This is a genomic window from Streptomyces sp. SID5910 (genome assembly GCF_009862125.1).
Taxonomy (GTDB): Bacteria; Actinomycetota; Actinomycetes; order Streptomycetales; family Streptomycetaceae; genus Streptomyces.
In genome coordinates, this window is record NZ_WWHX01000327.1 from 1 (window position 1) to 11,924 (window position 11,924).

Annotated in this window: 13 protein-coding genes; 6 read left to right on the forward strand and 7 right to left on the reverse strand. The window is 71.6% G+C overall.

From position 1 onward, the window contains the following. The 3 genes from GTW67_RS10970 to GTW67_RS10980 form a co-directional block, all read left to right on the forward strand. A partial coding sequence (locus tag GTW67_RS10970; protein WP_524539767.1) for a mannosyltransferase YkcB-related protein occupies positions 1–585 on the forward strand: 585 nt, incomplete at its 5' end. A 65-nt stretch (positions 586–650) separates the two neighbouring features. Further along, positions 651–2,156 (forward strand): MFS transporter, encoded by a 1,506-nt coding sequence (locus GTW67_RS10975; RefSeq protein WP_161164611.1) that lies wholly within the window; start codon positions 651–653, stop codon positions 2,154–2,156. A gap of 121 nt (positions 2,157–2,277) precedes the next feature. Continuing rightward, entirely contained in the window at positions 2,278–3,033 is a 756-nt protein-coding gene (locus tag GTW67_RS10980) for a TetR/AcrR family transcriptional regulator (RefSeq protein ID WP_161164612.1), read from the forward strand. Positions 3,034–3,063: 30 nt separating this feature from the next. Here GTW67_RS10980 and GTW67_RS10985 read toward each other — a convergent pair whose 3' ends face one another. Next, positions 3,064–3,534, reverse strand: coding sequence for a PPOX class F420-dependent oxidoreductase (locus tag GTW67_RS10985; protein ID WP_161164613.1), 471 nt, complete (start codon positions 3,532–3,534; stop codon positions 3,064–3,066). A 9-nt stretch (positions 3,535–3,543) separates the two neighbouring features. Further along, a complete protein-coding gene (locus tag GTW67_RS10990; protein WP_346010623.1) occupies positions 3,544–3,924 on the reverse strand; it encodes an STAS domain-containing protein in 381 nt (126 codons plus the stop codon). Between the two features lie 209 nt (positions 3,925–4,133). Between GTW67_RS10990 and GTW67_RS10995 the strand changes: the two genes are divergently transcribed. After that, positions 4,134–4,859 carry an ANTAR domain-containing protein gene (locus tag GTW67_RS10995; protein ID WP_161164615.1) on the forward strand — a complete coding sequence of 242 codons (726 nt, stop codon included), beginning with the start codon at positions 4,134–4,136 and terminating at the stop codon, positions 4,857–4,859. Positions 4,860–4,898: 39 nt separating this feature from the next. Then, positions 4,899–5,609: a GAF and ANTAR domain-containing protein gene (locus GTW67_RS11000; protein ID WP_161164616.1), complete on the forward strand. Its 711-nt coding sequence runs from the start codon at positions 4,899–4,901 to the stop codon at positions 5,607–5,609. Here the strand turns inward: GTW67_RS11000 and GTW67_RS11005 are convergent. The 3 genes from GTW67_RS11005 to GTW67_RS11015 form a co-directional block, all read right to left on the reverse strand. After that, positions 5,592–6,413: a YceI family protein gene (locus GTW67_RS11005; RefSeq protein ID WP_161164617.1), complete on the reverse strand. Its 822-nt coding sequence runs from the start codon at positions 6,411–6,413 to the stop codon at positions 5,592–5,594. The genes GTW67_RS11000 and GTW67_RS11005 overlap by 18 nt on opposite strands. A 108-nt stretch (positions 6,414–6,521) precedes the next feature. After that, positions 6,522–8,981: an MFS transporter gene (locus GTW67_RS11010; protein WP_524539768.1), complete on the reverse strand. Its 2,460-nt coding sequence runs from the start codon at positions 8,979–8,981 to the stop codon at positions 6,522–6,524. Between the two features lie 85 nt (positions 8,982–9,066). Further along, positions 9,067–9,567, reverse strand: coding sequence for a MarR family winged helix-turn-helix transcriptional regulator (locus GTW67_RS11015; RefSeq protein WP_161164619.1), 501 nt, complete (start codon positions 9,565–9,567; stop codon positions 9,067–9,069). Between the two features lie 206 nt (positions 9,568–9,773). Between GTW67_RS11015 and GTW67_RS11020 the strand changes: the two genes are divergently transcribed. Continuing rightward, entirely contained in the window at positions 9,774–9,974 is a 201-nt protein-coding gene (locus GTW67_RS11020) for a hypothetical protein (RefSeq protein WP_161164620.1), read from the forward strand. A 105-nt stretch (positions 9,975–10,079) separates the two neighbouring features. Here GTW67_RS11020 and GTW67_RS11025 read toward each other — a convergent pair whose 3' ends face one another. Together GTW67_RS11025 and GTW67_RS11030 are read right to left on the reverse strand one after the other, a co-directional pair. Further along, positions 10,080–11,006 carry an RNA polymerase sigma factor SigF gene (locus GTW67_RS11025; RefSeq protein WP_161164621.1) on the reverse strand — a complete coding sequence of 309 codons (927 nt, stop codon included), beginning with the start codon at positions 11,004–11,006 and terminating at the stop codon, positions 10,080–10,082. Positions 11,007–11,299: 293 nt separating this feature from the next. Then, the coding region (locus tag GTW67_RS11030; protein ID WP_161164622.1) for an RNA polymerase sigma factor SigF at positions 11,300–11,924 on the reverse strand (625 nt) is incomplete at its 5' end.

Genomic DNA, 11,924 nt, shown 5'->3' on the forward strand with positions numbered 1-11,924 from the left:
TGGCAGCAGGGTCAGGGGCAGCAGGGCCAGGGCCAGGGCGGTCAGGGCAACGGCACCGGCGGCTTCCCGGGCGGTGCGCCGGGCCAGAACCAGCAGGGCAACGGCTTCCCCGGCGGCGGCCAGAACGGCCAGAACGGCCAGAACGGCCAGACGGCCCCCAACGGCCGGAACGGTGCCACCGGCGAGGGCGGCCGTATGGGCGCCGGCGGCATGGGCGGCCTGCTCAACGGCGCCCAGGTCGACGCCGAGGCCAAGAAGCTGCTGGAGACCGACGCGGACCAGTACACCTGGGTCGCCGCGGCGATCGGCTCGCAGAACGCCGCGAGCTACCAGCTCGGCACCGGCGACCCGGTGATGGCGATCGGCGGCTTCAACGGCACCGACCCCTCACCCACGCTGGCCCAGTTCAAGAAGTACGTGGCGGACGGCCGGATCCACTACTTCGTCTCCGGCGGCGGCATGGGTGGCGGCATGGGCGGCGACTCCGGCAGCTCGTCACAGATCACCTCCTGGGTCGAGGCCAACTTCAAGGAGGTCACGGCAGGGTCGGCCACCTTCTACGACCTCACCCAGCCGACAAGCTGACCCGGGGGCGGACGAGGCAAGACGGGCGCTGTACAGCGTATAGGGGCGCCTATACGCTGTACAGCATGACGACGTCCTCCCAGGAACAGGAAGCCGCGCCCCCGGTCCAGGGGCACCCGCAGCGCTGGCTGATCCTCGGTGTCATCAGCCTCGCCCAGCTCACCGTGGTCCTCGACAACACCGTGCTGAACGTGGCCATCCCCTCGCTCACCGGCGAGCTCGGGGCGGCCACGTCCGACATCCAGTGGATGATCAACGCGTACTCGCTGGTCCAGTCCGGCCTGCTGCTCACCGCGGGCAGCGCGGCCGACCGATACGGCCGTAAGAAGATGCTGACCGCGGGCCTGGCCCTGTTCGGCCTCGGCTCGCTCGCGGCGGGCCTCGCGGACACCACCGGGCAGCTGATCGCCGCGCGGGCCGGCATGGGCGTCGGCGGCGCGCTGCTGCTGACCACCACGCTCGCCGTGGTCATGCAGATCTTCCCGCCCGGGGAGCACCCGAAGGCGATCGGCATCTGGAGCGCGGTCAGCGCACTCGGCTTCGCGAGCGGGCCCCTGATCGGCGGCTTCGTGCTCGACCACTTCTGGTGGGGCGCGATCTTCCTGATCAATCTGCCGGTCGTCGCGCTCGCCCTGGTCGCGGTCGTGGCCCTGGTCCCGGAGTCGAAGAACCGGCGGGGCGACCGCCCCGACCTGCTCGGCGCCGTCCTCTCCACGATCGGCATGGCCGCGCTGGTCTACGCGATCATCTCCGGCCCCGGGCACGGCTGGACGTCGGGCAGGGTGCTCGGCACGGCAGTCGTCGCCGTGGTGGTCCTCGCGCTCTTCGCGTACTGGGAGAGCCGCATCCCGTACCCCATGCTCGACCTGCACTTCTTCCGCGACCAGCGGTTCACCGGCGCGGTCGCCGGGCTGGTGCTGGTCACCTTCGGCATGGGCGGCGCGCTCTTCCTGCTCACCCAGCACCTCCAGTTCGTGCTCGGCTACGGGCCCCTGGAGGCGGGTCTGCGGACCGCCCCGCTGGCCCTGACGGTGGTGCTGCTGAACTTCACCGGGGTGAGTGCGAGGTGGCTCGCCCGGCTGGGCACGCCGAAGTCGGTGCTGCTGGGCATGGGGCTGATGTCGGCCGGCCTGGTCGCCATCGCCACGCTGACCGCCCAGGGCTACGCCGGCACGCTGCTCGGCCTGCTGCTGATCGGCGCGGGGTGCGCGGTGGCCAACCCGGCCATGGCGCACGCCATCATGAGCGCGATCCCGCCGGCCAAGGCGGGGATCGGCGCGGGCATCAACGGCACGCTGGCCGAGTTCGGCAACGGATTGGGCGTGGCCGTGCTGGGCGCGGTGCTGACCTCGCGGTTCGCGGCGCTGGCGCCGGTGGCGGCGGCGTCGCTGCCGGCCGCGCTGGCGTCGGCGGAGGGGGAGGGGGAGCGAGGGCTCGTGATCGACGCGTTCTCCTCCGGAGTGGAGAGCAGTCAGTTGGTGGGGGCGGTGGCTGTGGTGCTGGGTGGGGTGGTGGCGGCGGTCCTGTTGCACAGGGCGGGTAAAGGGGGAACGGAGAGGGGGGTCGCCTAGGAGCTCGGGTGGCTTGGATGGTCGTGCGGCCGCGGGCCGGGATGGGCTGATCGCGCAGTTCCCCGCGCCCCTGCGGGGCGCCCGGTGTGACCGGTGTGGGATGAGTCGAGGAGAGGTGCGTATGGCGAAGGCGGGGCAGGGGCCCAAGGCCAGTGTCTGGCTCGGGGAGCGGGCTCGCCGGGGTGGGCGGGGTGGGCGGCAGCCGTCCGGGCTCGATCGGGAGCGGATCACCGAGGTCACCGTGCGGCTGCTGGACGCCGAGGGCCTGGCCAAGTTCTCCATGCGCCGCCTGGCCGCGGAGCTGAACGTGACGGCGATGTCCGTCTACTGGTACGTCGACACCAAGGACGAGCTGCTGGAGCTGGCCCTGGACGCGGTCTTCGGCGAGGTGCGGATGCCCGACCCGGAGGCCGACGAGGACTGGCGCGACCAGCTGCGCATGCTGGCCGGGGAGAACCGGGCCCTGCTGGTGCGCCACCCCTGGCTGTCCCAGCTGATCGGCACCTACCTCAACATCGGCCCCCACTCGCTGGCCTTCGCCCGGTCCGTGCAGCGCGTCATCCGCCGCACCGGGCTGCCCGCGCACCGGGTGACCGGCGCCATCGCGGCCGTCTTCCAGTTCGTCTACGGCTACGGCACCATCGAGGGCCACTTCCTCGGCCGCGCCGCGAACACCGGCCTGAGCCCCGACGAGTACTTCCAGCACTCCATGAGCGCGGTGAACGAGTCGCCGGACACCGCGGGCGTCATCCAGGAGTCCCAGGACATCATGGCGGCCCGTGGCGGCGACACCGTCGGCGAGATGCTGGAGCGGGACTTCGACTTCGCCCTGGAGCTGCTCATCGCGGGCATCGAGGCGATGGTGGAGCGCGCCTAGGGCCGGAGCCCGGAAGAGGGGGCCCCGGGTTCAGTCGTCCTGCGCCAGCCGCGCCGGGAAGCCGCCCGTCGCCACCGGCCCCCACTTCTCGGGCGTCACCCGGATGATCGACTTGCCCTGCTCGACCATGGCCCGCCGGTACTCGTCCCAGTCGGGGTGCTCGCCGGCGATGTTGCGGTAGTACTCGACGAGCGGCTCCACGGAGTCGGGCGTGTCCACGACCTCCGCCGTGCCGTCGATCTGGACCCAGGGGCCGTTCCACTCGTCGCTGAGCACGACGAGGCTGACCCGCTCGTCCCTCCGGGCGTTGCGCGTCTTGGCCCGCTCCGGGTAGGTGGAGACCACGATCCGGCCCGAGTCGTCGACCCCGCAGGTCAGCGGCGAGCCCTGCGGGCTGCCGTCGGCCCGCCGGGTCAGCAGGATCGCGCGGTGCCGGGGGCGTACGAAGTCCAGCAACTCGTCCAGGGACACGCGGGTGTTGGTCGCGATGTTGGGTGCCATGCCGTCAGCCTAGGCCGAGCGCACCCCGCCGGAGCGCAGCGCCTCGGCGAGGTTGTCGTGGACCGGTACGTCGCGGCGCAGGCCGGTCAGCTCCAGGATGCGGCTCGGCGCGCTCGCCGGGTTCGCCACCACTCGCAGGCGGGTCCGGGCGGGCAGCAGGCGGTGCACCTCGTCGATGAGGCGGACGCCCTGGGAGTCCATGAAGTGGGTCGCGGTCAGATCCAGGACCAGGAGACGCAGTTCGCCGGGCTGGTGGTCCACCGCGGCCATGATCATCGGCAGCAGCCCCTCGGCGTTGCAGTAGTCGATCTCCGGGGGCAGAGGCAGTACGGCGCAGCCGGGCGGATCGCACGGCTCGCAGGGTGGGGATAGGAAGGTCACGTCACTCACCTGACAGATGTCCGTCCGGCTTCCGGCAAGGCCGCTTCCTGACCCGGGCCCCATTCCATCACGCGGAGGGCGGACCGTGAAAGGTGTCCGCCCGCTGCGTCGGCCGGGCGTCACCCGCACGCAACCGAGCAGCTAAAGTGCTGTTCGTCCTGTGCTCGCAGTCGGGAATGTGCTGCGGAGCTCTCCTGCGCACGGTCGAACGACCGTGCATGCCGAAGAGGTTCGTGGTGGCTGCGTCCGAATTTACTGATTTGCCGCGTTTCCCGGTGGGCGTCGAGCTGGCCGAGGCGCTGACCAAGGCGGCCCGCCGGCTACACGAAACGGGCACCGCGGACAACACGCTGCGCACCGCGGTCGAGCTGGCCGTGCATCTGATGCCCGGCGCCGAGCACGCCGGCATCTCGGAGATCGAGCGCGGCAGCGGGCGCCGCACGCTCGCCTGGACCGACGAGATCGTGCGCTCGGCCGAGGTCCGGACCGGTGGCCGTGAGCCGCATCCGGACTGGGAGCGGCTGTGGACCACGCCCGTGGTGCGGATAGAGGACACCGAGGCCGACGGCGCCGGCAACGCCCTGTCCGACCTCGGTCTCCGCTCGGCGCTCTCCCTGCGGCTGCGCGCCGACCGGCGCCGCCTGACCGTGCTGACGGCGTACGCGAGCAGGCCGCGCGCCTTCGACGAGGACGCCACCCGCGTCGGCCGCCTGTTCACCGCGCACGTCAGCATCGCCCTGGACTCGGCGACCGTGCGCGAGCAGCTCACCGAGGCGATGCGGACCCGGGACCTGATCGGCCAGGCCACCGGCATCCTCATGGAGCGCATGACCATCGACGCGGCCGGTGCCTTCGACTTCCTGGTCAAGGCCTCGCAGCGGGAGAACGTCAAGCTGCGCGACCTGGCCCGCCGCATCGTCGACGCGAACCACGCCTCCGGGTGACGAGGCGTCGAAGGGCGTTGACGGGATATCCGTAGGGGCATGACCGCACAGAGCCCCGAGAGCCCCGAGACCCTGGACCGGGCGCTGGCGCGCAGCCAGGGACTCGACACCCTGCTGCGCGATCTCACCGACCGCGCGGTGCGTGAGGTGCCCGGCGCGGTCGCCTGCTCGGTCACGGTGCGCCGGGCCGACCGCCTGATGACCCTGGCGGGCAGCTCCGGCCTCCCGAGCGGCCTGGACCTGCGCCAGTACGAGAACGGCTCGGGCCCCTGTGTGGACGCCGCCGAGACCGGCAGCCCCCATTACTCCCCCGACCTGGCCGAGGAGACCCGCTGGCCGGCGTACACGGAGTACGCGCTGGCCACCGGGGTGCGCTGTGTGCTGGCGCTGCCGCTCGCGGTGGAGGGCGAGACGGGCGCCGCGCTCAACCTCTACGGCACCGAACCCGGTTCGCTGGCCGACGGACGCGAAACGGCCCGCACCTTCGCGGTGCGGGCCGGTGAAGCGGTCGGTGAGGCCGTGCGCATCGAGCGGCAGCGTTCCTCGGCGGCCGACGTGCGCACCGCCCTGCTCTCCCGCAGCGTCATCGACCAGGCGGTGGGCATCCTCATGGCCCGGGAGCGCATCGACGCCCACCGGGCCCTGGAGCGGCTGCGCCGGGCCTCGCAGCACACCAACGTCAAGCTCCGGGACCTGTGCGACGAGCTGGTCGCCCGGGCCTCCGGCGGTACCTCACGCCGTGGGCAGTGACTCCCCCTGCACGGCCTGGATGTCCAGCTCGACCCTGAGGGTGGTGCCGATGGCGGCGATGCCCGCCTGGAGGACCTGGTTGTAGTTCATGGCGAAGTCCTCGCGCCGCAGCTCCGTGGTCGCGCGGAACGCCGCCCGGGTGCCGCCCCACGGGTCGGCGCCGGTGCCGAGATAGGCCAGGTCCAGGTCGACGGGGCGGACGACGCCGTGCAGGCCCAGCTCGCCGTGGACGGTCCAGCGGTCCGGGCCGGCCTGGGTCACCCCGGTGGACCGGAAGGTGATCTCCGGGTGGCGCTCGACGTCCAGGAAGTCCGCGGAGCGCAGGTGGGTGTCGCGCATGGTGTTGCCGGTGTCGATGGAGGCCGCCTCGATCACCGCCTCCACACGGGACTTGGTGACGTCGTCCGGCGCGATCTCGACGGTGCCGGCGAAGGCGGTGAAGCGGCCGTGCACGCTGGAGATGCCCAGGTGCTGGGCGACCGCGGCGACGCTGGAGTGGGCCGGGTCGATGGTCCACGGTCCGGGCGGCGGCAGCTCGGTGCCGCCCTGGCGGGCCAGCGTCACGGTGCCGGCCTCGGCGCGGCCGCTCGCGGTGACGATGGCGCTGGAGGCGGCGGGCGCGTAGCCGACGGCCGTGACGATGACGGTGTACGCCCCCGGCGCGAGCTGCGTGGTGTCCCGGACGGCGCCCTCGGCGTCCGCCTCGGCGCGCAGCACCTGCGTGCCGGTCATGTCGGTCACCGTGACGACCGCGTGCGACACGGCCCATCCGTCCCGCGTACGGATCCTCGCGGTCAGTCCCATCCCGTTTTCTCCCTGCAAAGGCTCAGAAAGTGGTCGTAAAGAGACCGGCCCGTGGGGGCGGGCGCACCTCCGCTCAGAGCGCGCACGCCACCACGGGCCGGGGTCCTGCTACTCGCCGGGGTGGGCGAGCTCGATGTCGTGGCCGTCGGCGCCCTGGCCGGCGACCGTGAGGGCCGTCGCCACCGGCGGGTAGCCGGTCGCGATGACGGTGTACTCACCGGCGTCCAGGTCGGTGAAGGCGTACGCCCCGTCCGACCCGGTGGTGGCCGAGCCGACCACGTTGCCGGCCGCGTCGACCAGGGTCACGCGGGCGTCGGCCAGCGGACCGTGCGGCGCCCGCACGACACCCTGGACCTCGGCCCCGGCCTGGAGGTCGACCTCGACGCGGGTGACACCGGCGCCGCCCACCTCGACGGGCAGGGCGCGCGGGCGGTACCCGGCGGCGTTCACCGCGACGGTCACCGTGCCCGGCACCAGCTCGGCGAAGGCGAACTCGCCCGCCTCCCCGGTGGCGACGGTGGCCAGCAGGTCACCGCGCACATCGGTCACGATCACCATCGCGTCCTTGACGGGCTGCCCGCTCTCCACGGACCGGACCAGGCCGGTGAGCCCGCTGGTGCCGCTGAGCAGGATGTCGTAGGCGACCGGCTCGTCGTTGACGACGATCGTGGACGCCTGCGGCTGGAAGCCGTCGGCGGAGGCGATCAGGACGTACGACCCCGCGCTCGGCGCGTCGACGGTGTAGGAGCCGTCGGCCTGTGCGACCGAGCGGCCCAGCTGCCGGCCCGCCAGCGAGATCAGCGTGACGGCGGCCTGCGCGACCGGCGCGGACTCGGCACCGCGGACGAAGCCGCGGACCGGGATGCCGCCGGAGACGGGGGCCTCGGCGTCCACCGCCGTGGCGACGGCGGCGAGCCGCTGCGTGGCCGCGGGCCGGCCGGCGGTGTCGTCCTGCGCGGTGGCGACCGCACCGGCCGGAACCGGCTCGGCGACCCGGGCGGCCTCGGCCGGCACCGGGGCCGCCGGGGAGGCGGTCTCGGCGGCGGACTCCGCGGCCTGGGCGAGGGCGCCGGTGGTGCGCAGCGGCACCTCCTTGATGAACAGCGTCACGATGAAGGCCAGGGCGGCGATCGGCGCGACGTACAGGAAGATGTCGGCGATGCCGTGCCCGTAGGCGCTCTCGAGCCAGTTGCGGATGCCCGGGGGCAGCAGGTCCATGTCGGGGATCGCGCCGCTGCCCGAGGACTTGGCGGCGGCCGCCTGCTCCTGCGGGCTGAGCGAGCCGATGGTGTCCGAGGCGTAGTGGCTGATCCGGGTGGACATCACGGAGCCGAGCACCGAGACGCCGACCGCACCGCCGAGGGACCGGAAGAAGGTCACCGTGGAGGACGCGGCACCCAGGTCGCTCGGGGCCACCTGGTTCTGCGTGCACAGCACGAGGTTCTGCATCATCATGCCGACGCCGAGGCCCATCAGCGCCATGAAGATCGCGATGTGCCAGTACGGGGTGTCGTACCGCATGGTGCCCAGCAGGCCGAGGCCCGCCGTCAGCAGCACGCCGCCGGCCAGCAGCCAGCCCTTCCACCTGCCGGTCTTGGTGATGACCTGACCGGAGACGGTCGACGACACGAACAGGCCGCCGATCATCGGGATCGTCATGACGCCCGACATTGTCGGGGACTTGTCCCGGGCCAGCTGGAAGTACTGGCTGAAGTAGACGGTGCCCGCGAACATCGCGATACCGACGAACAGCGAGGCGATCGACGCCAGGGTGATGGTGCGGTTCCTGAACAGGCGCAGCGGGATGATCGGCTCGCTGGCCTTGGTCTCGACGAAGCAGAAGATCAGCGTCAGGGCGATCGCGCCGCCGACCATGACACCCGTCTGCCAGGACATCCAGGAGTACTTGTCGTCGGCGAAGGTGACCCAGATCAGCAGGAGGCAGACGGCCGCGGTGACGAAGAAGGCACCGGCCCAGTCGACCTTGACCTTGCGCTTGAGCACCGGCAGGTGCAGCGTCTTCTGGAGCACGACCAGCGCGATGATCGCGAAGGGCACGCCGACGTACAGGCACCAGCGCCAGCCGAGCCAGCTGGTGTCGGTGATGACACCGCCGAGGAGGGGACCGCCGACGGTGGCGACGGCGAAGGTCGCGCCGAGGTAGCCGGAGTACCGGCCGCGCTCACGCGGCGAGATCATCGCGGCCATGATGATCTGGGCCAGGGCGGACAGACCGCCGGCGCCCAGACCCTGGATGACACGCGCGCCGATCAGCATCGAGGGGTTCTGCGCCAGACCGGCCACGACGGAGCCGAGGACGTAGACGCAGAGGGCTATCTGGACCAGGGCCTTCTTGCTGACCAGGTCCGCGAGCTTGCCCCACAGCGGGGTGGAGGCGGTCATCGCCAGCAGCGAGGCGGTGACGACCCATGTGTAGGCGCTCTGGCCGCCGCCGAGGTCGGCGATGATCTCGGGCAGGGCGTTGGTGACGATGGTGGAGGACAGGATGGCGGCGAACATGCCGAGCAGCAGCCCGGACAGCGCCTCCATGATCTGCCGGTGCGTCATCGGAGCGTCTCCCGAGGAGCCTCCCCCGTGCTTGGCATGAGCCCGCACACCGGCTGGTGTGGTCGTTGCCATGGACTTCCTTTGCTTACGTGGTGACTGCGGGTGTACGGGTGGTCTGTTCGACCGCGGGTGGTACGGCGGGCCGGCCCAGGGGGGACCGGCAGTCGTCGAAGCTCGCCCTGAGCCTGGTCATGAGCCGGGTGAGCTGGCCGACCTCCTCGTCGGACCAGTCGCTCAGGCGGTGGGCCAGCAGCTGGGTCGTCCGTTCGGACAGGTCGTCCAGCTGAGCCTGGCCCTCGGGCGTCAGGCGCAGGATGCGCGACCGCTTGTCCGCCGGGTCCGGGGAGCGTTCGATCCAGCCCCGCTCGGCGATGTGGGCGACATGTCGGCTGGTCACCGACATGTCCACGGCGAGCAGCTCCGCGAGCTTGCTCATGCGCATGTCCCCGTAGCGGCCCAGCAGCGTCAGTACGGCGGCCGATCCGCCGGGGCAGTCGGCCGGCAGGATGCGGCCCAGTTCCCGTTTCACGGCGCCGAAGGCGCTGAACTGGCGGATCAGCTCCTCGTACTGCGCCCTCTCGGCCATGCGCACCTCCCGCATTCGTTGCTTAGGGCAACCATAAGAGCGGTTGGTTGCTACAGGCAAATAAAAACGGGGTGAGGTCCATAAAAAGTTGGCAAAGGCAAGTATTGCAACAGTAAACATCCAGGTGGGCGGCGGTGACCTGGGGCAACGGGTCTTCGGAGCCCCGCACTTGGGCCGTACCCGCGGATTCGCTAGTGTCTCGGCCCATGGCTAACAACCCGGGCCCCCAGGGCAATCCCGACCCCGCAGGCAGCACCCAGATGTTCCGCGCGTTCGTCGACGAGGGCGCCCCCCAGGCCCGGCAGGCGGACCCCGTCGCCTCCTCGGGCCCCCGCATCGGCCTGATCGTCGGCATCGTGGCCGCCGTGATCGTCGTTGCGGCCGTGGCCTGGCTGGCGCTGAAGTAGCGCGGGGCACGCTCCCGCACACGACACCGCCGCGGCCCCTCAAGGGGTGCCGCGGCGGTCGCCTTGCTGTCCTGGGGCGCCGCCGACGGGCGGCGGCGGGCGGGCTCAGTCCGAGATCAGGCCCTCGCGCAGCTGCGACAGGGTCCGGGTGAGCAGCCGGGAGACGTGCATCTGCGAGATGCCGACCTCCTCGCCGATCTGCGACTGCGTCATGTTGGCGAAGAAGCGCAGCATGATGATCCGGCGCTCCCGCGGCGGCAGCTTGGCCAGCAGCGGCTTGAGGGACTCGCGGTACTCCACGCCCTCCAGCGCCGTGTCCTCGTAGCCGAGCCGGTCCGCGAGCGAGCCCTCGCCGCCGTCGTCCTCCGGGGCGGGGGAGTCCAGCGAGGACGCGGTGTACGCGTTGCCGACCGCGAGGCCGTCGACGACGTCCTCCTCGGACACGCCCAGCACGACGGCCAGCTCGCCGACGGTCGGGGAGCGGTCCAGCTTCTGGGAGAGCTCGTCGCTCGCCTTCGTCAGGGCCAGGCGCAGCTCCTGGAGCCGGCGCGGCACGCGCACGGACCACGAGGTGTCCCGGAAGAACCGCTTGATCTCGCCCACGACCGTCGGCATCGCGAAGGTCGGGAACTCCACGCCCCGCTCGCAGTCGAAGCGGTCGATCGCCTTGATCAGGCCGATCGTGCCGACCTGGACGATGTCCTCCATCGGCTCGTTGCGCGAGCGGAAGCGCGCGGCGGCGTAGCGCACCAGCGGGAGGTTGAGCTCGATCAGGGTGTCCCGGACGTACGCGCGCTCCGGGCTGTCCTCGTCGAGCGTGGCGAGCCGCAGGAACAGGGAGCGGGACAGGGTGCGGGTGTCGATGTTCGTCGAGGCCGCCACGACGGGGGCTTCGGCTGCCGGAAGGGCCTGAGCCGGCACGGCGTCGAGGGTCGGGACGTCATCGATGGAGCCGAGCGCCTGGAGCGCGTCGGGCGCGTGCTCGCTCTCCGCGAGCGCGAGCACCTTCGAGCTGCCCTGGTCTACGGACATGCCACCCCCTTTGGGTCGCGGGACGGTCGTGGCGGACGCTCCCACGGTGGGAACGCAGCCTTCACCTGAATACCGGAGCCGAAGCCCCGGCAAACGCGTCTCCGGCAGAATGTCACATGTCGGCAACGCGCTGTAGTGACATGTCGACATGCGAGACACGAAAACCCCCTGGAAAGAGGGGGTCTGACGGCCTGTCGGACGAAATCCGCCCCCAACGGCCCTGGTGAGCGATTCGCTCGCCACGGTGACCGCTCGGACGCGCTTTCGGTTGTGCGCCGGATTGCGCCCTCAGGTTACGCGTCGATCCGGTTGGCCGACCTCAACCGCTGGAAACTACGCGCCAGTAGCCGCGACACGTGCATCTGCGAGACGCCGAGTTCCGCGCTGATCTGGGACTGGGTGAGGTTGCTGTAGTAGCGCAGCAGCAGGATGCGCTGCTCCCGCTCCGGGAGCTGGACGAGCAGATGGCGGACGAGGTCGCGGTGCTCGACGCCGTCCAGCGCGGGGTCCTCGTAGCCGAGCCGGTCGAGCAGTCCGGGCAGCCCGTCGCCCTCCTGCGCGGCCTCCAGCGAAGTGGCGTGGTACGACCGGCCGGCCTCGATGCAGGAGAGCACCTCGTCCTCGCCGATGCGCAGCCGCTCGGCGATCTCGGCGGTGGTCGGGGAGCGTCCGAAGGCGGTCGTCAGGTCCTCGGTCGCGCTGTTGACCTGCACCCACAGCTCGTGCAGCCGGCGCGGTACGTGCACGGTGCGCACGTTGTCGCGGAAGTAGCGCTTGATCTCGCCGACCACCGTGGGCATGGCGAAGGTGGGGAACTGCACGCCGCGGTCCGGGTCGAAGCGGTCGATCGCGTTGATGAGCCCGATGGTGCCGACCTGGACCACGTCCTCCATCGGCTCGTTGCGCGAGCGGAAGCGC